17 protein-coding genes are annotated in these 20,728 nt (G+C 54.4%); 9 read left to right on the top strand and 8 right to left on the bottom strand.

Translation table 11 applies throughout. The annotated features are described in order from the left end of the window. Together H6G62_RS21525 and H6G62_RS21520 are read left to right on the top strand one after the other, a co-directional pair. On the top strand, positions 1–436 hold a 436-nt coding region (locus tag H6G62_RS21525; RefSeq protein ID WP_190498993.1), incomplete at its 5' end, for a transposase. A 439-nt stretch (positions 437–875) separates the two neighbouring features. Next, on the top strand, positions 876–1,697 hold the full coding sequence (locus tag H6G62_RS21520) for a WecB/TagA/CpsF family glycosyltransferase (RefSeq protein ID WP_242052212.1): 822 nt from the start codon (positions 876–878) through the stop codon (positions 1,695–1,697). 8 nt (positions 1,698–1,705) lie between these two features. On the opposite strand, the gene H6G62_RS21515 is transcribed toward H6G62_RS21520, so the two are convergent. Continuing rightward, a complete protein-coding gene (locus H6G62_RS21515; RefSeq protein WP_190498990.1) occupies positions 1,706–5,398 on the bottom strand; it encodes a CAAX protease in 3,693 nt (1,230 codons plus the stop codon). A 433-nt stretch (positions 5,399–5,831) separates the two neighbouring features. Here H6G62_RS21515 and H6G62_RS21510 point away from each other — a divergent pair, with 433 nt between their 5' ends. Next, complete coding sequence (locus H6G62_RS21510) at positions 5,832–6,092, top strand: chlororespiratory reduction protein 7 (protein ID WP_190498988.1); 261 nt, start codon at positions 5,832–5,834, stop codon at positions 6,090–6,092. Positions 6,093–6,094: 2 nt separating this feature from the next. On the opposite strand, the gene H6G62_RS21505 is transcribed toward H6G62_RS21510, so the two are convergent. Both H6G62_RS21505 and H6G62_RS21500 read right to left on the bottom strand, forming a co-directional pair. Then, entirely contained in the window at positions 6,095–6,727 is a 633-nt protein-coding gene (locus H6G62_RS21505) for a TenA family protein (RefSeq protein ID WP_199325169.1), read from the bottom strand. Between the two features lie 80 nt (positions 6,728–6,807). Continuing rightward, positions 6,808–8,016 (bottom strand): hypothetical protein, encoded by a 1,209-nt coding sequence (locus tag H6G62_RS21500; RefSeq protein ID WP_190498986.1) that lies wholly within the window; start codon positions 8,014–8,016, stop codon positions 6,808–6,810. A 66-nt stretch (positions 8,017–8,082) separates the two neighbouring features. Here H6G62_RS21500 and H6G62_RS21495 point away from each other — a divergent pair, with 66 nt between their 5' ends. Together H6G62_RS21495 and H6G62_RS21490 are read left to right on the top strand one after the other, a co-directional pair. Next, positions 8,083–8,334 (top strand): DUF433 domain-containing protein, encoded by a 252-nt coding sequence (locus H6G62_RS21495; RefSeq protein WP_190498984.1) that lies wholly within the window; start codon positions 8,083–8,085, stop codon positions 8,332–8,334. A gap of 34 nt (positions 8,335–8,368) precedes the next feature. Beyond that, the gene (locus H6G62_RS21490) at positions 8,369–8,947 is read left to right on the top strand and encodes a hypothetical protein (RefSeq protein ID WP_190498982.1); all 579 of its coding nucleotides are present in this window, start codon (positions 8,369–8,371) and stop codon (positions 8,945–8,947) included. 85 nt (positions 8,948–9,032) lie between these two features. Here the strand turns inward: H6G62_RS21490 and H6G62_RS21485 are convergent, their stop codons facing one another. The 5 genes from H6G62_RS21485 to H6G62_RS21465 all read right to left on the bottom strand — a co-directional run bounded on the left by H6G62_RS21485 (position 9,033) and on the right by H6G62_RS21465 (position 14,664). Beyond that, complete coding sequence (locus H6G62_RS21485; RefSeq protein ID WP_190498980.1) at positions 9,033–9,242, bottom strand: hypothetical protein; 210 nt, start codon at positions 9,240–9,242, stop codon at positions 9,033–9,035. A gap of 163 nt (positions 9,243–9,405) precedes the next feature. Further along, positions 9,406–11,037, bottom strand: a complete 1,632-nt coding sequence (gene groL, locus H6G62_RS21480) for a chaperonin GroEL (RefSeq protein WP_190498978.1) — start codon at positions 11,035–11,037, stop codon at positions 9,406–9,408. A gap of 126 nt (positions 11,038–11,163) precedes the next feature. Beyond that, the gene (gene groES, locus H6G62_RS21475; RefSeq protein WP_190498976.1) at positions 11,164–11,475 is read right to left on the bottom strand and encodes a co-chaperone GroES; all 312 of its coding nucleotides are present in this window, start codon (positions 11,473–11,475) and stop codon (positions 11,164–11,166) included. A gap of 230 nt (positions 11,476–11,705) precedes the next feature. Continuing rightward, the gene (locus H6G62_RS21470) at positions 11,706–12,362 is read right to left on the bottom strand and encodes a MarC family protein (RefSeq protein ID WP_199325168.1); all 657 of its coding nucleotides are present in this window, start codon (positions 12,360–12,362) and stop codon (positions 11,706–11,708) included. A gap of 826 nt (positions 12,363–13,188) precedes the next feature. Continuing rightward, positions 13,189–14,664: a hypothetical protein gene (locus H6G62_RS21465; RefSeq protein ID WP_190498974.1), complete on the bottom strand. Its 1,476-nt coding sequence runs from the start codon at positions 14,662–14,664 to the stop codon at positions 13,189–13,191. Between the two features lie 155 nt (positions 14,665–14,819). Between H6G62_RS21465 and H6G62_RS21460 the strand changes: the two genes are divergently transcribed. From H6G62_RS21460 to H6G62_RS21445, 4 genes are all read left to right on the top strand, one after another. Further along, a complete protein-coding gene (locus H6G62_RS21460) occupies positions 14,820–15,707 on the top strand; it encodes an alpha/beta fold hydrolase (protein WP_190498972.1) in 888 nt (295 codons plus the stop codon). A 264-nt stretch (positions 15,708–15,971) separates the two neighbouring features. Next, the gene (locus tag H6G62_RS21455; protein ID WP_190498969.1) at positions 15,972–17,606 is read left to right on the top strand and encodes an alpha-D-glucose phosphate-specific phosphoglucomutase; all 1,635 of its coding nucleotides are present in this window, start codon (positions 15,972–15,974) and stop codon (positions 17,604–17,606) included. Between the two features lie 349 nt (positions 17,607–17,955). Next, the gene (locus tag H6G62_RS21450) at positions 17,956–19,146 is read left to right on the top strand and encodes an ATP-binding protein (protein ID WP_190498967.1); all 1,191 of its coding nucleotides are present in this window, start codon (positions 17,956–17,958) and stop codon (positions 19,144–19,146) included. After that, positions 19,143–20,177, top strand: a complete 1,035-nt coding sequence (locus tag H6G62_RS21445) for an AAA family ATPase (RefSeq protein ID WP_190498965.1) — start codon at positions 19,143–19,145, stop codon at positions 20,175–20,177. The genes H6G62_RS21450 and H6G62_RS21445 overlap by 4 nt, the downstream gene beginning before the upstream one ends. Positions 20,178–20,728: the final 551 nt, after the last annotated feature.

The raw sequence follows: 20,728 nt of genomic DNA, 5'->3' as shown, positions 1-20,728 counted from the left end.
TTCGGATAAGAAGCGCATTGTTGATTTTATCAGCAAGGGAACTGGTGATAGCTTTTTCAGTGTCCTCCATGGATTCTACGAAGAAGTGAAACAGGAATGGGTTGGAGAAGGTAGACGGATCGAAGACTTTGAGCAGACTGGCCCTAAGATTCTTATCATTTTAGATAATGCAAGTATTCATAAAAAGGCAGAGATTCTAGAGAAGATAGCGAAGGAGATGCCCAACATTGTTTTAGAATTTCTGCCACCCTACAGTCCGAACTATAATTTAATCGAGTTAGTTTGGCACTCTGCAAAGGAATTCATTGCCAATCGTCTATTTGAGTCGATTGAGGATCTAGAAGCACTTGTTCATAACCTGTTGAACGAAGGACAGCTTGTCATCAAATGGGATCGCAAGATCAAAAACAAAGGAAACACAATCAATGCAATTTAAATGCATATCAGCTTGCTCGGCATTGGTCTTGAGTGAGGCAAGCCCAAATTTTCACCCTGCTGCAATCGCCGCAACAACACACCTGTTTCTATCCGTACTTCTTGGCTAAAGGGAGGGGTTTTGACTTCTCCATGAAGCCAAACCAACGGTTTAGCTGTTTCGTCCATACGTCACTCATATCATATCTGATATATTAATATCCGTTGGCGCATCCCAATGGTGAAGTGCAGCGGATTGAAGGAAGCCGTTGGTGTAGTGCAAGGCGATTGGCAGCCGCTGGCCGCAGATTTGAATCCGCGAAATTATCATCAAGTCACATCCGTATGGGCAAACCCTAACTTCCGGCTCCACCCCACCTAGGGACGTGGCCGCAGAGCAACCTAGGATTGGGCCGCATTACCCTAGCTAGAATAGCGTTACTGTAATCGGGGTGGTAGGGATGACCATGGATCTAGACCAGGGGAGCCAGCATCTAGGGCCACGGCCTGTCCGACGCATTCTCAAAACGCGGGTGGATGCCACCAGCTACGAAGATGCCTGCAACCGTATCCAAGCCTGGGCTAAGACGCAGCGGTCTTGCTATGTGGTGGCGGCCAATGTCCATGTGGTGATGACCGCCTATTTTGACGCTGCCTATCAGCAGATACTCGACCAAGCGGCCCTCGTTACCCCCGATGGAATGCCCTTAGTGTGGGGACTGCGGCGGCTGGGTGTGGCCCAGCAATCGAGAGTCTATGGGCCAGACTTAATGCTGGCCTGGTGCGAACGGGCGGCCCAGACAGGCATCCCGATCTATCTCTATGGCGGTACTGAGGACACGTTGCAAAAGCTGGTAGTCTCCTTGCAGCGCCAATTTCCTGGCCTGCCCATCGCCGGAACCCATGCCCCTCCTTTTCGATCCCTATCCCCCCAGGAGGAAGCCAACGACGTAGCCCGCATCCATCAATCTGGGGCTAGGGTGGTCTTTGTTGGGTTAGGTTGCCCTAAACAAGAACAATGGATGCACCGCCAACTCGGCCAGTTTCCTGGGGTGATGATCGGCGTTGGTGCCGCATTCAATTTCTTTAGTGGCGAAGTCTCCCAGGCTCCCCGCTGGATGATGGCTCTGGGCCTAGAGTGGATTTATCGTTTTAGCCAAGAACCTCGACGACTGTGGCGACGATATTTGCTGAATAATCCCCTCTTTGTGCTGTTGTTTGGAGTGCAACTATTGGGGGAAGTTGTAAGCAAAAATCAACATCCTACGAACGACAAGCCCTAGTCATTCTCCTAGAAGGTCATGGGCGCGATGGGTTCGATAGTGGGATCATAACCGCCGATTTGGCTGGTTCGCAGTACCCAGGCAGACGCGCCGTATTTTAGGAACTGTTGCACCACCACATCGCTGGCTTTGCGGGGTAGCACCGTGCGCCAACTGCCTAGGCCCATCAGCAGGTTGCGGAGGGGTTCGTCTTCGAGGGAACTGCCGAGGTTGAATTCGTTGCGTTCCCAGTCGGGGCGGGTGTTGCCGAAGGGTTGGAGGGCGCGTTTGAGGGATTGGCCAAAGGCAACCATGCGGTCAAAGTCTTGGGCTTGGTCAGGGTGGCGTTCGGCCCAGAGTTTGAGTTCGGCCTGGTGGCCTTTTACCCCTTGCACCAGCCCTTGCATACTGGCAAAGAGGGCCTGATTGGAGTCTTGGGAGCAGTTGTTGGAGGGGCCGACGAAGGTGCCCCCGGTGCCGTCGCCGATGCGGTAGCGGGCGGTCATGGCTTGAAGGTGGGCTTCCATGCGTACCAGGAGGGACAGGCGGGTTTGGTCGAAGTCGTAGGTGCGGCTGAAGGCATCGAGCTTGACCAAAATGTCGCAGGTGGGACGGTTGCCCAGCCAGCCCCGCTGCCGATCTCCCTGATAGCGCGACCAGTGCAGGGTGCCTGCAATCAGGCCATCAATGTTGTGGGCGTAGACCTGGTAGTAGCGAATTTCAAACCGTCGCTCGTCGGCCAGGGGATCGTGGACGACCTCGGCCCGTCCGTAGGCAAAGTGGCCAAAGAAAATCGGGCTGAAGGCGGCGGGTTCCTTCTTTTCGCCCCCAATGCCGCCGTAGGTGTGGAGCAGCAAGGCCCGATCCCCCACCTGCCACTCGTCGATGGCGGCGGAAATTGCCTCCGGTCGGCCATTGTCGCGGCGGGTGCAGAGCACGGAGCCGACCTTGCCCTTTTGGTGGGTCACATCGGCCCAGGCTTCTTTGCGAATGTAGCGGTAGGCCGTCTTTGCGCCGCCAAACACCACCCGATCGGGCTGGAGCCGAAACAGGGAACGTGGCCCCCAGGCTTGCACTACAAAGGTTCCCGTGGCATCGGGGGCACCGTAGATGTACCAGCCCTGTTCGTTGTGGGGCGAGGTCTCTAGGCCGTTGGTGGTGGAGGGATCGCTGCCGTACAAATCCAAGTGGCTGGGCGCAGGGACGCGCACCTCCTCGGTGGGGCCATCGAAGGCGCGGCTGGCCCGGTTGAAGTGGCGCACCTGGAAGCGATCCGTCCCCGGCACCGGAGCCACAAACTGCACCAGGCCGTAGTAGCGCCCGGTCACTTCCATGGGTTGCCACCGAATCCGCAGGGTGATCTCCCCGTCCTCCCGCTGCACCTGGGGATCTTCCACCGCCACGATCATTTCGTCGTCGGGTAGAGAACCCGCCAGGGATTCCAGCGGATCGACCCGCAGCCAGTGGTTCAACCGCACGGGATGGATCGCCCCACTCTGGCGGCTGCTGTATTCCACATCGGCACTGAAGTGGACATCGCGGGTGGCGGCCTTCACAAACCGCTGCACGAGGGGGTCTTCGGCCCAGCGCAGCTTCACCACCTGGCCGATCAGATCCGCCTGTTCCGCTGGGGCGTGGTGAATTTCGTAGTAGACGCCGCCGAAGCGATCCGCCTTGGCGGGGAGAATCAGCCGTCCCACCCAGTCGGCGATGGGCACGTAGCGGCTAGGGTCGGGCCGTTGCGCCAGGGGATAGCTTTGGGACTGCACCAGGGCATTGGCGCGAAAAATGTCGTAGTGGCTGGGTTTGCGTTGGTTAGCCATGTCTTCCCCCAGCACCAGATTGCCCTGCAAAATGGCGTTGATGGTGTCGATGGTTTGCTGAAGGGAACTGCGGCCATCCTCCAGAATTAGGTCGGGATCCAAAATGCCCCCCGGCACTTGGTGCCCCACTGGCCCCATGGGAATAATGGAAATTTTGCCCCGCCGTTTGGCCCGGTTCCAGTAGGAGAGGGGGAAAAGCTTCCAGCGGCCAGGGAACATTTTGGGGCCAATGCGCTCCACCGTGTCCTTTTCGCCCACCAGGTGGTAGAGGTGCTCTAGCTTCAGCAGGTTGATGTTGGCGCTCATCACGCCGCCGAGGGAAATCACATCCACCGGAGCGCCCAAGGCTCGTTTCAGGTAGGGCGCACTAGCGCAGGACATCTGCCCGCCGCCGCTGTAGCCAATGAAGGTAATGGGAATGCCGCTTTCGAGGGGATAGCCGTTTTTCACCAGGCCGTTGTAGACCACCTGGGCCATGCCTTGGTTGTAGAGGGGGCCATAGCGCTTATCGGCGGACACCCCCACAATCAGCACGTTGCGAATGTTGACCAGCAGCCCCAACACACTGGCCGGATTCGCAAACCGCAGCTTATCCGCATAGCGCCAGAGGAAGGCCAGGGGGCGATCTTCGTCGAGGGGGGCGTTCATCACCGAGTAGGGCATGATGCCGCGCACCAGGGCCACATCGGCGGGCAGGGTGGGGGCGAGGGTGTCGAGAAATTCCTCAATGTCCGGCAGATACTCGAAGGTAGACTTACCGATGCCGTCCAAATACACAACGTAGCGCGAAAAGGTCTGATCCGGAGCCGGAGCCTGGGCCAACTCCCCGGCGTTGACGGTGGTATTCACGTCGTCCTCGTACCAGCCTGCCCACCAGCCCAGGGTTTCTAGCGGAGCCAGCAACCCCGCCACCACCAGCGCCACCAGGCCCACCCAGGCCAAGTTCAGCACCCACTGCACCAGGTCGGGAAAGGTAGAAAACCAGCCAAACCACCACTGCCGCAGGGGCCGCAACAGCACCAGCATCAGCAGCGTTAGGGCCACCATCGCCAGCACCCCTAGGAGGGTCTTGACCGTAGCCCCCCAGCTCCGCTCCTTGCTGATGGTTGCATCGGCAGCGGGCAAGGTCGTGCTAGACACCGTCGCCCCCGATCCCCCACCGCCAGCCATCGCCATCGCAGGTGGATCATTCCCTATCCCCGCCCCCACCCCATCCCCCTGGTTCAGGGAGGCCATGCGCTGGTTCAGTTCCTCCTGCCAGCGGGCCGGAACCTGATCCAGCCGATCCTGCATGGATTCGCTGAGTTCTCGACGGCTGGTAACAAGCTCTACCCCGGCGGCACGGTTGGCCATGTTTTTGCCCAGCTTGGCAATGGGGCGGCCCACAGTATTTTGCAAAATTTGCAGCAGCACCCAGCCCAGCCCCACATAGCGGAAGGCATCGCTAATGGGCAAGTTGGTCACTGCCCCAAAACCCACCACCATCGCCAACAGGTGCCAGATGGAAAGCACCGTCAAAATCGGCACCCCCAGGTAGGGCATGGCCCCCAAAAAGCTGAACAGCAGGGGCGCGTAGGCCACCCCCAGCACAATCACAAGGTAGCTGGGAGGAACGATGGTCGCTCCCGGCAGCAGCGTCACCAGCCAGGTACTCAATCCCAGGGCCAAAAAGCCGCCCGTAAACAGCAGCGCATTAATCAGCAGGCTTATCGCAAACCGCGACGGCCTCACCTGGTTGAGAAACAGCACCACGCTCTGGCCAATGCCCTGGGAAATCCCTGCCAGCAGTACGATGATCAGGGCCAAGGTCAGCCCGTTCGGCACCGTGGTCGCAATCCGAAAGGCCTCGCCATTGAGGGCAAAGATGTAACCCAGCACTTCCCAGATGCGATCCAGCATAAATTCCCCTCTCACCTGTGCTGAGATTCTACATCTCTGGGGAAGTTCCGTTGGTCTGTAATGTCGATCCCCTCAGCCGTACTGCTACCGTTTCTCAACCCACGGCAGGCTAGGCTCTTGCATAGGATGGGTTAAGGACGCGGAAAGCCGTTTCGGGTTCCGGCCAAGGTTGGGCGATGGGGACTGGTCTCTAATTCACTGGTGGCCCGTTCAAAACCTCAACCCAGGGCCGTGTTCGGATCAAGCTTGGGCGGCTTTGGTGGCAGCAAATTTGGTCGCCGCGTCACTGAAGCCAGGGCGATCCAGAGGTTCATGGTTAGGGCCAGATCTAAGTCCTAGGGCATAGTAGAGATAGCCTGGGTAGGCGGATGGGAACGGTGGTTCTGCTAAAGTCGCCGCCCAAGGCTGGCTCGTTGATGCTGGAGGTTGTCCGATGCCCGATGCCCTGATGTATCAGGAAGAGATGTATGTGGTGCTGATGCCCGGTGAGGCGGAGTTTTTTGCCACCCCCGATGAACTGCTGGCCCAGTTGACAGATTTGCTGGCAGAACGGCAGGCAGATTTGCCCCGCGACTTGCAGAAATTTAGCACCGTGGCAGAACAGGCGAAGCACCTACGAGATACGGCCTGTGAGCTGGAACTGAGACCGGGTGAAACCATGCAGTGGTATGTGGTACGGCTAGAGAAATCGTGATTCTACGCAATCTGCCAAGCGGCTTCAAAGAAGTTCAGCTCACAGACCATGGCGTAGCGGTAGGTGCTCTGGGTGAGATCGTGATCGGCGGCTTGGGCGTTGACGAGTTCCTCTAGCTGCTGGGCCAGGGGTTCAAATTGGTCGCTGCTGTAGGTGTCAATCCAGGCGGTGTAGGGATGAGATTGGGATTGGTTCTTTGCCAAGGATTGCCCTAAAAAGGCGTAGAGCCGCATACAAGGCGACATGGCCACGGCGGTGGTACCTGGATCGGCACTCCAGGCGGTGTTGAGCAAAAAGTCGGTATATTGCCGAGTGGCGTGCCCCGGTGCCACAGTGGACAGATCCACGCCCCACTCCTGGGCATAGCCGCCATGGAGATTCAACTCCTCCAGCACCCCCGCCGTGAGCCCGTGAAATACCTGAAAAATCTCCCAGGTGGGAGCCTTAGCCGCTGCAATGCTGTAGGCTCGCGCAAAGGCTTCCAGGAAAAAGGCGTCCTGCCCCACATAGTAGGCAAACTTGGCCCGATCTAACGATCCATCACCAATGCCCTGCACAAAGGGATGACCGAGTGTGGCGCTGGCGAGATCTTGATTGGCCTGCCAGAGGGCTTGGGAGAGGGTGATCAGGGTCATAGGGATTACGACTTACAGGTTGGGGCACACGACGGCACGCACGTACATCCAGTATCGTACTTTCCCCATGCCACGGCTGATCATCGCCCTTGCATTGGCAGCGTTGTCTGGAGAAATTCTTGGTAGGTATGTTCCCGTTCTAGGATGGCCGTCGTTTCCGTCAAGCGATAGACCGACGGGGGCGGTAGGCCATTGAACCAGCTATAGGTGACATCAACGTAGTGGCCCATGTTCTCCATGACCAGGCGGTCGCCCACCTGAAGCGGTTGTGCAAATTGGTAATACTCCTTGGAATCGCAGGTGGCGCAGGACAAACCCCCAATGCGGTAAGTACGAGCACGGGCTTCGTCAGGCAACTGGGCGTAGTCTGCTGGAGAAACGTAGGATGCGCCTGTAATCGTCAGCGGCAAATCAGCCAGCAGTGACCCAATCAAAAAATCATTCAGGTGGGAACGGAAGGAGCAGTCGATAATGGCCGTGGCGATGCCGCTGGGGCGCACGATATCCCGCACAGTAACGACCAGTTGCCCCGACTCCCAAAACCAGGCGGCACCGGGTTCTAAAAATAGCTCTAGGTGAGGATAGGCTTGCTTCAGATCAGCGATGACTTGGCCCAGACACTCATCCTCGTAGTCCTCAGCGGTCATCAAATGGCCCCCGCCGAGGTTGAGGTACTGCACCTGGGAGAGCCAATGTCCGCCCTCTTTTAGCAAAGCTTCCACCACCGGGGCCAAGTCCGCTGCGCCGTTTTCGCAGAGCACATGGGCGTGCAGGCCAACGATGCAGTCCGGCAAGGTTTGAGGCAGTTCCGCTAGGGGCACCCCAAACCGACAGCCCTTCGCCCCAGCATCATAGTCACTGTGGGAGGAGACCTGCACCAGAGGATTCACCCGAATGGCCGCCGCAATGCCCGCTTCCGCCGCCCTGGAGCCAAACTGCGCCGCCTGACTAAGGGAATTAAAGGACAAATGCCCCACACCCTGGGCAATTTCCTCCCACTCTTCCTCAACAATGGCAACAAAAAAGCCATGGGCAGGTACGTCTAGAAAAAGTTTCTGCGCCAGCCGCAATTCACCGATAGATCCTACTTCAGGCATCAGACCCGACACCTCCGACAGCACGCCCAGCCCCGCATAGGATGCTTTCATCGCCAGCAGAGGCGTGAATCCGTAGCGTTTTCCCAAGGACTGAATCCGCGCCGCATTCGCCTGTAACCGGGCTTCGTCGTACACCAAAGCCGGGGTGGCAAGGGTCTGGAGGGCAGGGGGGAAGGACTTCAGGGCAGACATTCGGCAGAGTAATGGGTAGAAGGGTTTCAGTGTAAGGGCTTCAGGCTGGGTCGAGCTATCTTCACCATGACTCAGACTAGAATACCAGTATCGTCTTCGTGCCCACGAGGAAGCCTGATTACGTTTGAACGAATTACCTTTGACCGAGAAGTTATGGGGGGCCGTGCCTGCATTCGAGGGATGCGGATTACGGTTTCCCTCGTCCTGAGTCTGCTGGCTAATCGGATGACTACCCCGGAAATTCTAGACGCCTATCCCTATTTAGAAGCAGAAGATATCCTGGCCTGTCTGGAGTATGCAGCCTTTTTAATCTCTTAAGGATTTTATTGTTATTCCCACAATTCAAAAAACAATGAAGAAGAACAATTTATCCGAAATCAAAAAAATGTATCCTAAGTCCATCTCTGACGTTGAGCTTCAACGAATTGCAGATGCGATTCTTTATGTTAGAGATAACATGATAGATAATTGTCCACCTCATCAAACTTGTTTCTATGTTTCTTATATGGGTTGCCGTTTAATCAATAGGAAAGACTTTGGGATATCCCTGACTAATTTGAAACTCCGAACTGGTGTTAAAAGTACTGACGGCACTCCTTGCATAGAATTAAACGCCAAATGCAACCCAGAACATTGGCATTGTGCTATTTTTAGAGCTGAGAACAATAACACTTCCCCGTCAGAAATTATAGATTTTAATATTGGGGCTATCTGTAGAGCTTATATTGAGCAAGGAGGTGTTTGGGATCGGGAATCGTTGCCCGAGTGGATACGACTTAAGACCTCTGAGCAAAACAAATATGGGATTTGGTACACAACATTTCCACTAGCGCTTGTAAATATCAGGCAGCAAGAAATTCAATCTTGCATTCCTATGGCAGAAGAGCTTGCCAAGAGAGCGGCCAATATCTTAAAGACTTATCGTGACTAATGAAACTTGTGTAACCAACGGATCGAAGCCGTATTGGTGAAGGCGAAGCCTATCTTTCTAGATGGGAGATTTAGATCGAATAGCATCACCCCAACAATTTCTGAATTTCTTTCCGAGTTTCAGATTCCTCAACAAACTCTGTATCTTTCCCTTCTAGAATGGCGTTAGCAAGGCCAACCTCTTCTAGGGCATCCAGAATAAGCTCGTAGAACACACTCCGTTTTTGCTGCATTAGCTCCACCAAAACCTCAGTTAGAAGTTCCTTTGTTTTGGCATCGTCTAAGGTGAGTTGCATAGGGATATGGCATCTATGGGCTAAGTTCAGGATACTGCATCTGCTTTGGTTGGTGATATCGAGCATCAACAACAAAAAAGCTGGGCCTCTGCAACAGAAGCCCAGCTTGGTAATGGAGTGCCCCGATTTCGTAAAACCGGGGAAACCTTTGGTTGGTTAGACCTTAGTAGTCGAAGTCGCCGCCCATGCCAGCGCCAGCGGGAGCGCCTTCCTTGGGTTCGGGCTTATCGACGATGATGCACTCGGTGGTGAGCACCATGCCAGCGATGGAGGCCGCGTTTTGCAGGGCAGAGCGGGTCACCTTGGCGGGGTCAACGATCCCGGCTTCAAACATATCGACGAATTCGCCGTTGGCGGCGTTGTAGCCGACGTTGAAGTCCTTCTCTTTGACGCGCTCGGCGATCACGGCACCGTTTTGGCCAGCGTTTTCGGCAATCCGCATCAGGGGAGCGGCCAGGGCGCGGGCCACGATGGTAGCGCCAGTGTGCTCTTCGGCGGTGAGGTTGCCGTCAACCCAGGAGAGTAGATCGGGCACCAGGTGGGCCAGGGTGGTACCGCCACCGGGGACGATGCCTTCTTCCACAGCGGCCTTGGTGGCGTTGATGGCGTCTTCCAGGCGCAGCTTGCGATCCTTCATCTCGGTTTCGGTGGCGGCACCGACTTTGATTACAGCCACACCGCCGGACAGCTTAGCCAGACGCTCTTGCAGCTTCTCTTTGTCGTAGCTGGATTCGGTTTCTTCGATCTGACGACGGATTTGCTCGCAGCGGGCCTTCACATCCTTCTCGTTGCCTTCGGCGACGATGGTGGTGGCATCCTTGGTGATGGTGAGGCGGCGAGCTTGACCCAGCATATCCAGCTTGGTGTTGTCGAGTTTGAGGCCAGTGTCTTCGGAGATCACCTGACCGCCGGTCAGCACGGCGATGTCTTCCAGCATGGCCTTACGACGGTCGCCAAAGCCAGGAGCCTTCACAGCGGCCACGTTCAGCACACCGCGCAGACGGTTGACCACCAGGGTAGCCAGGGCTTCTTTTTCGATGTCTTCGGCGATGATCACCAGGGGACGACCGGAGCGGGCCACTTGCTCTAGCACGGGCACCAGGTCTTGCACCAGGGCGATTTTCTTGTCGGTGATCAGCAGGTAAGGCTCGTCGAGGACGGCTTCCATGCGCTCGGTGTCGGTGACAAAGTAGGGGGAGATGTAGCCCTTGTCGAAGCGCATCCCTTCAGTGATTTCCAGCTCGGTGGTCATGGACTTCCCTTCTTCCAGGGAGATGACGCCCTCGCGGCCCACCTTATCCATGGCCTCGGCGATCATCGCGCCCACTTCTTCATCGTTGCCAGCGGAGATAGAACCCACCTGGGCGATGGACTTGGAATCTTCCACCGGACGGGCGTGCTCAGCGATTTTGTCCACCAGGAAGGCGGTGGCTTTGTCGATGCCGCGCTTCAGGGAGATGGCGTTGGCACCCGCAGCCACGTTACGCAGACCTTCTTTGACGATGGCGTGGGCCAGCACGGTGGCGGTGGTGGTACCGTCGCCAGCGGCGTCGTTGGTCTTAGAAGCGGCCTGACGAATCAGCGCTACCCCGGTGTTTTCAATGTTGTCTTCCAGTTCGATTTCCTTAGCGATGGTCACCCCATCGTTGACGATCTGGGGTGCGCCGAACTTCTTCTCCAGAACCACGTTGCGGCCTTTGGGGCCAAGGGTTACAGCCACGGCTTCGGTCAGAATGTCCATACCCTTTTCAAGGGCGCGACGGGCATTTTCGTTGTAAACGATGCGCTTAGACATAAACAGAGTTCTCCGAAAATGAGTAGGAGGAAACGAAAAATTCGTAGGGTGCATAACGCTCAGGCGAGGCTATGCCAACGCGAAGCAATGCACCAAAGCTGGTGGGCGATGTCCACCCAATGGGGTTTAGCCCAGGACAGCCAGGATATCTTTCTCGGACAGCAGCACGAACTCTTCGCCGCCTAGTTTGATGTCGGTGCCCGCATACTTGGAGTACAGCACCTTGTCGCCAACCTTGACCTCAACGGCCAGACGGTTGCCCTTGTCGTCGGTTTTGCCGGGGCCAACGGCGGTGATTTCGCCAACCTGGGGCTTTTCTTTGGCGGTGTCGGGTAGCAGAATGCCGCCAGCGGTGGTTTCTTCAGAAGCGCTGACTTTGATCAAAACCCGATCAGCCAGGGGCTTAACGCTGGATGCGGCTAGGGTGATAGCGGCCATACAAAAATCTCCGGGATTTAGCGACGTACAACGAACGCCTGAGCGAATCTCTCGCCTGCTCAGACCAAACGGGAACTTAGCACTCTCAAGCTCCGAGTGCTAATTTACGTTACTTAAGGGAGCAATAGCAACAAAGCTCACTGTACGGGTTCCCGAACTGGAGGGGATAGGGCAACCCAGCAAGCTGTCGGCCCATGGGTAAAGAACTGTGATTTAGGAAACTCTTGGGGTTATGGCAGGAGAGCAAAGGCTTCAGCGGGGGGCAGTTGCAGCAGCGTCAACAGGCCATCCACAATGTATTGCACCGCCAGAGCTGCCAGCAAAACGCCCAGCACACGGGTCACCACATTAATGCCAATTTGCCCTAGCACCTTGGCCATGGGGCGAGATAGCAGCAAAAACAGGTAGCACAGCAAAATGACAATCGCCGCCGCTGCCAGCACGACGCTTAACCCTAAATAGTAGTTGGTAGATTCCCGTGAGAGCACCAAAATGCTAGCCAAACTGCCGGGGCCAGCAATTAACGGAATGGCCAGGGGAAAAACGCTCACATCCCGGCGAGACTCGGCTTCTTCGGCTTCGGCCTGGGTTTCACGCTCTTGGTGAACAAAAATCATGTCTAGGGCGATTTTGAAGAGTAACACTCCCGCCGCCATTTGAAAGGCTTGCAAGCTAATGCCGAGGTTATGCAGCACGTAGGCTCCCGTTAGCCCAAAGGCCAGCAAAATAACCGCCGATACGACCACTGCACGAATGGCAATTTGAGACTGTTCTTCCTCGGATCGGTCGTGAACGAGGGCTAGATAGAGAGGGACTAGACCGACCGGATCAATTACGACAAAAAGGGTGAGAAAGGCCTTGACAAACAGCGGCAAAATAAACGGCATAGCAGCATCGGAAGAACTGCCTTCAATTTAGCGCCAACCCAAGCAAAAGAATAGTCCCAACTCTGAAGCCAGCGTTGGGACTATCTTAAACACAAAACAGAAACGATATGAACTCAATCGAACTAATCAAACGAACGTACAACACTGAGGCTATCAGCGGTACCCAGACCAGCTACTAAGGAGAGTTTCTCACATAGAGACCGATACTTTAGAGATGGGTCGATACCGTCGTGGAGAGATGGTTGTGTTTCTAGGTATCTAATGCAGTGCTCTCTATCAGGTCAGGAATAGAAACATCAGTAGCGTGAAGTAGGGCAGGGCTGATGTTGAAGCAATAGACTGAGATGTATCCGAAGTAGCAACCTCCTGGTAACAAGAAGACTGAACTCTTCAACCATGAACAAAAACGGTCTATCTCTTTCGTAGAGAAGGAGGATGACAGCAGCCTTTCCGATCCGAAGATCTATGGGGCATTTCCTCAAATAGGATGTGACTAAGTAGAGATGGGTCGATACCGTCGTAAAGGGTTGTTGCGTCTCTGGGTATCTAATGCAGAGCTCTCTAGGTATTAGGGGAGGAAATATCAGCCACTAAAGGGAAAGGCTGCTCGATGTGCGAGATAGATTCAGACGTTAACGAGATAACAACCTCCTATTTAACGGGGACTGAACTATTCGATTTGGGAGGGAGGCTTGCCTCGCCTCTTGTTATTACAATAGCGCTTTCCAGAACCTCTGCTAGGGAATGATACTAAAGTTTATCTTTCGGTTAAGGGTTGCTCTCATGGACGGGTTTTGAGTCGTTTAACTGCGGTGGATGCAATGGATTAGGCGTCGGTTTGGGTGACGTTGTAGATCTGGTAGCGTTCTTCAATCAGGCGATCCACGTCCTCGGAGGCCAACCGCTTCACGTAGTTGAGCTTGATCTCCTCCAGGAAGTCCACCAGCAGGGTTTCTAGTTCGGTGAGGTTTTCCGCCTCTTGGAGCTGCTGCCGGAAGGTATCGGTGAACTTGGTGACGAGGGCTTGGGTGAGGGCCACGCCTTCTTTGTTTTCCAGGCCACCCTTGACGAGGGCGTAGGCGTTGGTGGAGAGTTGGGCGACGATGCGCTGAGCAATTTGGTCGGGCAGGTTACCGAGGCCAGGAAGTTGCCGAAATCCCTGATAACCGGGTGTTTGGTCGAAGGCGGTGGTAACGGTGTGGTGGAGTAATTCGTCGAGTTCGGGCTTGATGTGGGGCAGCACGCTATAGACGGTGAGGGTAGCCAACCGTTGGGCCAGCACCTCTAGGTCGTTGATGCCATTGACATCAATGTAGCGACGGCTACCCGGACTTCGCAGCACCATTTGAGACAGGCTGCCGTCCCGAATCAGCGATTGCATTTGGTCGATGATGCGTAGCACCACGATTTCCGTCATTTCAACGGCCACATGGCTAATGGCAAAGCGGCTGATGCGCTGCTGGGCGGGTTCGAGGTCAATGAGGTTGGACTGGTTGATGCGGATGATCACCGGAATGACGCGGGACAGGGCCAGCCAGGGCATTCGTAGGGCGCTGAAGGGCACAATCAGCAGCAGATCGTACCAGCGCCAGAGGATGGCATCGCGCCAGGTGAAGTTTTTGTAGCGCCGCCCTAGGTAGAAACTACGGGCCAACAGTTCCACCGCAAAGAGGATGTTGAACCACATATCAATGCGCCAAAACAGATCCTCAAAGCCGCCATGCACCGCCAGATTGCGGAAGAAATTTGTTTCAATTAGGGGCCGCACATCATCGTTGAAAAAGGCGATTTCCTGGGGAAACCCCGCCGAACGCAGGTGTTCGTCGCTCCAAAAGGCGGTAAAGGCCTCGGTGGCCGAGTCTAGCTCCATGCGATCCCGCAGGTGGTTCTTAATCTGCTCTAGGTTGCCAGAACGGTTGGCCAACTGGAAGGGATTTTCCGCCACCATGGCGGCACTCTGCTGCTGCAAGTCCACCAAAATGTCCTGGGCTTCGGGGGAGGTCAGCCCCGTTAGGGCCACCTGCTGCTCTAGGCGCTCCACAGTTTCTAGATAGTGGGTGGTGAAGCGGTGCGGCTCAATGCCCTTAAAGGTTTCGCCGTACCAGACTGTGACCTGGGGCAAAAAACGCAGATAGAGATCCCGCATCGGGATATAGCTGAGGTCAAGGGCTACGATGCCCAAGTTCGCTAGCGCGATCACCGCCATCAATCGCTCGAACCAGCGAGCCCCAGCCCGCCGCGCATCGTACTTAGAAAACTGCCGACCCTTTTGGGCCGAGCGCGGACGAGATAGCGCTGCCATAGCTTCTGAACTCCACCTATTCCAATGCCACAATGCCCCGTCTTGGGTGGTTTGTCACCTGGGCGGCGGTGATGCCCCAGATTCGCTACCATTTAGGTTAAGTTTTGTAAAAACGTTCCATAACACTGTCCTGTCATCCCTGTGTGATCCCTGCTATGACTGCCACCCTTCCCGCCGCCACCCACCGCGCCCCCAGCCAGTATTGGACTTGGCGAGACCAGGCCATTCACTACGTTGTGGCAGGAGAACCGCACCCCAGCCGTCCGCCGCTGCTATTGGTGCATGGCTTTGGCGCTTCCACTGACCACTGGCACAAAAATATCCGGGGTCTGCAAGTGGATTTTGAAGTGTGGGCCATCGACCTGATGGGGTTTGGCCGCTCTGCCAAGCCCAACTGGGACTATAGCGGCAGTCTGTGGCAGGCCCAACTGCATGAGTTTATCCAGGAAAAAATTGGGCGTCCGGCCATCTTGGCGGGTAACTCACTGGGAGGGCATGCCTCTCTGTGCGTGGCGGCCAACCATCCTGAATCCGCTGCTGGGCTGGTGCTGCTGAACAGTGCAGGGCCGTTTTCAGACGCAACTCCTGCTGCAAAACCGAACCCCATGGCCAAGCTGATCCAATCGGTGATGCTGCAACCGCTGCCCAGTTGGCTGTTGTTCCAGTACGTGCGCCAGCCCTCGGTGATTCGCCGCACCCTCAACCAGGTTTATCTCGACAAATCCGCTATCACCGACGAACTGGTGGCAGACATCCGCCGCCCCTCCTGCGACCCTGGGGCCGCCCAAGTATTTGCCTCGGTGTTCAAATCCCGCCAGGGCGAAAAGGTGGACGAACTGCTGCAAAAGATGACCTGTCCCCTGCTGATACTGTGGGGCGAGGGCGACCCCTGGATGAACTGCCGCGCCAAGGGGGCCAAATTCCGCCAGTATTATCCCGATCTCACCGAACACTACCTGCAAGCGGGCCACTGCCCCCACGACGAAGTGCCCGACCAGGTGAACAGCCTACTGCGCGATTGGGTGCTGGGTTTGGGAAAATAACTCAGCCTCAGTAGATCGCAAAGCCTCCGGAAGACCTCATCCCCAACCCCTCTCCTCGCAGGAGAGGGGATCCGGAAGTTGGGCCTAGACATTGCTCTTGGGGGTGAGGGGCACAACGTTCCTAGGGTAAATGGCAGTCTTATCGTTTCCTTAAACCCCACCGCAGGATTTTAGCCATAACTTGTGGATGGATTTACGTTTCTGGGTGAGCTTGCGATTTATTCTGGGGTTGCACCTGGTTAACCGTGGAGCGACTAAGTATCAATGAGTATTCAAACCATCTCGACTCAGCCCTACAGCGACCAAAAACCCGGCACCTCCGGGTTGCGGAAGAAGGTGAAGGTTTTTCAGCAGGCAAATTACCTAGAAAATTTTGTTCAGTCTATTTTTAACGGCCTAGAGGGCTACCAAAATCAAACCCTGGTCGTCGGGGGCGATGGCCGCTACTACAACCGTCAGGCGGTGCAGATTATTCTCAAAATGGCGGCAGCGAACGGCTTTGGCCGGGTGCTGGTGGGGCAGGGAGGGATTCTCTCCACGCCAGCGGCCTCCTGCGTGATCCGTAAGAGCAAGGCCTTTGGCGGCATTGTGCTCTCCGCCAGCCACAACCCCGGTGGCCCCGAGGAAGACTTTGGCATTAAGTACAACATCGCCAACGGTGGCCCCGCGCCGGAATCCGTCACCGATGCCATCTTCAAAAACAGTCAGACCATCACTGAGTACAAAATCCTCGACACCTCCGATATCGACCTGGATCGCGTCGCCAGCCACACCCTGGGCCACACCACCGTGGAGGTGATCGACTCGGTGACGGACTACGGGGCGCTGATGGAAACCCTGTTCGACTTTGGCCAAATCCAGCAGCTTCTCTCCAGCGGCAAGTTCCACTTCTGCATGGATTCCCTCCATGCGGTGACTGGCCCCTACGCCACGGCGCTGTTTGAGCGGCGGCTGAATGCCCCAGCCGGGACGGTGGTGAACGGCGTTCCCCTAGAAGACTTTGGTGGTGGCCACCCCGACCCCAACCTGGTCTACGCCCACGACCTGGTGGAAGTCATGTTTGGCGACAACGCGCCCGACTTTGGGGCCGCCTCCGATGGCGACGGCGACCGCAACATGGTGCTGGGCAAGAACTTCTTTGTCACCCCCAGCGACAGTTTGGCCATCCTAGCCGCCAACGCGACCCTGGTTCCCGGCTATCGTCAGGGGATTGCGGGGATTGCTCGCTCTATGCCCACCAGCCAAGCGGCGGATCGAGTGGCGGAAAAGCTGGGCATCCCCTGCTACGAAACCCCCACCGGCTGGAAGTTCTTTGGCAACCTGCTGGATGCGGGCAAAGCCACCCTCTGCGGCGAAGAAAGCTTCGGCACCGGGTCGAACCACATCCGAGAAAAAGACGGCCTCTGGGCGGTGCTGTTCTGGCTGAATATCCTCGCCGTGCGGCAACAGTCTGTGGAAACCATCGTCCGCGAACACTGGGCCACCTATGGCCGCAACTACTACTCCCGCCACGACTACGAAGGGGTAGACAGCGACCGGGCCAACACCCTGATCGACAACCTGCGCCAGGGATTGAGTGCGATGCCCGGTAAAACCCACGGCGCTTATACCGTGGACTACGCCGACGACTTCGCCTACACTGACCCCGTCGATGGCAGCGTGTCCCAAAAGCAAGGGGTACGCATTGGCTTCACCGATGGCTCCCGAATGGTCTTCCGCCTCTCCGGCACAGGCACCTCTGGGGCCACCCTGCGCCTATATGTGGAAAGCTATGAACCCGATGTCGCCAAGCACGACCAAGATACCCAAGCCGCCCTGGCCGACTTGATTACCCTCGCCGACGAGATCGCCCAAATCAAAGCGCTCACCGGACGCGACCAGCCCACGGTGATCACCTAGCCCCTGGGGAAAGCCCAGATCGGCCTAGCTCTGCGGCAACTGAACCACGATTAGCCCCCGCTCCTCTTCTATGCAAAGGGGTGCGGGGGCTTGGTGGTGAACTGGCTCTAGGACTTAATCTTGTTGTCCTGGTGGGGGCACCCTGACAATCGCTGAGCGGATTCACTACTTTTTAAGGCTGTAGTTACCTATGGTTGCCGCTTGACGGTCGCGCTCGCCGGAAGCAAATAAACTTTGCAACTGAATCAAAGTCTTGCAGCGTTCCGATGCAACGCAGTTGTTAGACCAATTTACCGCAACTCTACACTTAATGATTATGATTAGTAAGGAGGACTTGAGAGAGCGATGCATGGACAATCAAGAGCTGACAGCACTTCTAGGTGATCTTGAATCAGATAGAGTTGAGCGTAAAGCGTCAATTTCCGACGGGAAAAAAATAAGACAGGCGATTTGTGCTTTCGCAAATGACTTACCAAACCACAAAAAGCCTGGAGTTCTCTTTGTAGGAGTTAATGATGACGGTAGCTGTGCCAATTTGTCCATTACAGACGATCTTCTCCTGAACCTTTCCAGTATGCGCTCTGACGGAAATATTTTGCCGTTTCCGGTATTGCAAGTTAATAAACGTATTCTAGATAGCTGTGAATTAGCAGTTGTTATTGTAGAGCCCTCAGATGCTCCTCCGGTTAGATTCAACGGACGGACATACATTCGAGTTGGGCCTAGACGCGCAACAGCTACACCTGAAGAAGAACGTCGCCTTAATGAAAAAAGACGCGCAAGAGACTTACCCTTTGATTTGCGTCCTTTCATTTCCGCTTCTATTGATGATTTAAATCTAGATATTTTTCAACGTGAATACTTGACATCAGCATTAGCCCCAGAAGTGTTAGATGAAAATCAGCGGTCTTTAACGCAGAAACTAATATCATTACGATTCGCAACTCCAGAACCGGACTCTCGTCCAACTAGCTTAGGCATTTTAGTGGCTGGGAAAGAGCCTAGGCAGTTTATCCCAGGGTTTTACATTCAATTTGTCCGTTTCGATGGCACTGAACTGACCGATCCTATTCGAGATCAAAAAGATATTAGTGGTTCCCTTGTCGATTTACTACGCTATGTAGATGAAGTCCTACAAGCAAATATTTCTACAGCTTCTGATATTACAGCGCAGCCTGTTGAAGTAAAGCAGCCTGATTACCCCATCGTAGCGTTACAGCAGCTTGTAAGAAATGCTGTTATGCATCGTTCTTATGAAGAAACTAATGCTCCAGTGCGGGTATATTGGTTTAGTAATCGAATTGAAATTCAAAGTCCAGGTGGATTGTTTGGACAAGTAAATCGTCACAATTTCGGTCAAGGTGTCACTGATTACCGGAATCCCCATTTAGCGGAAGCTATGAAGAACTTAGGTTATGTCCAGCGCTTTGGTATCGGCCTTCCAACTGCTCAAAAAGAGTTAAAGAAAAATGGGAATCCGCCAGCGGAATTTGTTGTTGAGGATTCATATATGTCAGTTATTATTAGGAGGAAATTATGACCCCGCCAATCATTGCCTTCTTCAATAATAAAGGAGGAGTTGGAAAAACATCTCTTGTCTATCATTTAGCTTGGATGTATTTTGATCTAGGCTTAAAAGTGATAGTAGCAGATTTAGACCCTCAAGCTAACTTAACAGCGGCCTTTCTGGATGAAGAACGATTGGAAGAGGTTTGGGAAGGCAGCAATACTGATAGCTACAATACTGTCTTTCGATGCGTCAAACCTTTATTAAGTGGTATCGGTGATATTGCGACTCCAAATCTAGAAAAGATCGAGGATGACTTAAGCCTTTTAATTGGCGATTTACAGCTTTCTGGGTTTGAGGACGAATTGTCTTCCCAATGGTCTGACTGCCTTGATCGCAAAGAACGAGCATTTAGGGTTATCTCGGCTTTTTGGCGAGTATTGAGTCAAGCAGCTTTTATTGATCATGCTGACGTCATCCTGGTGGATTTAGGGCCTAATTTAGGAGCAATTAACCGAGCAGCTCTGATTGCCTCGGACTATGTTGTCGTACCTCTTTCCCCAGATCTTTTTTCATTACAGGGACTAAAGAACCTTGGCCCAACTGTAAGGCGTTGGAGAGAAGAATGGCAGGAGCGTATTCCTAAAAATCCAGCTTTGGATCTCGCTCTACCAAAAGGGAAAATGCAACCCGTTGGTTACGTTATTCTTCAACATGGTGTTCGTTTTGACCGCCCTGTTAAAGCATTCCAAAGATGGATTGAGCGAATTCCACATATTTACAATACTGAAGTTATTCAAAAACAAGATGAAATTGACTTACCTCTATCAAGCGATCCAAATCGTTTAGCTTTACTTAAACACTATCAAAGCTTAATGCCAATGGCTCAAGAGTCTCATAAACCCATTTTTCACCTTAAACCTGCTGATGGAGCAATCGGTGCTCACATATATGCAGTTAGGGACGTGTATAAAGACTTTAAAGCACTTGCTAAGAAAATTGCTGATCGAACTGAACTACTATTACCCGACGCGCAACTAGTCCTTGAACCAGAATTAAAGTAGCTCAAATGCATTGAGGGTTTGGGGTATCTGTCTAACTAACAACTTGGCACTGGACTGCTAAAGTGGGATGCCTTTTGGAACCCCCGCTATGTAAGGGCTTTGAGTAACGAGGAATCAAGGATCATACTTTTGGGAACCAGTGCCAACAACTTACTCTACTGATGCTTTCCGTATAACTGCCCCCTACAAGGTAGTTATGCCGACGTTTTCCATATAATTCATCCTAGGTAGAGGGAGTTATACCGATAGTTTCCGCATAATACGCCTGAGCAGGGCTATTACACGGAAACCTTCAGGGGAAATTTAGAATCTGACTGCATAAGGATGTACTATAGGCGACGTTAACAATCTGCGTACATTAGTTCTAGCATAGCTTTCTCTCCTAAGCTGTTTGATCAAGTCCGTCTGGCGCTTCGGGTCAGGCATTACTCCTAATGAAACCGAGGTAGTGCATTTTAGTGCAGGCTAGAGGAAAAAGCCGGATGACCTTGCTTGGCCAGCTTTTCTCGGATGTTGCGATTGTAGTCATGGATGAACAACCAGATAGCCCC

It is taken from the genome of Phormidium sp. FACHB-1136, from assembly GCF_014697375.1.
In the GTDB taxonomy this organism is placed as follows: Bacteria; Cyanobacteriota; Cyanobacteriia; order Phormidesmidales; family Phormidesmidaceae; genus Nodosilinea.
This window is presented reverse-complemented; position numbering and strand designations above follow the sequence as displayed.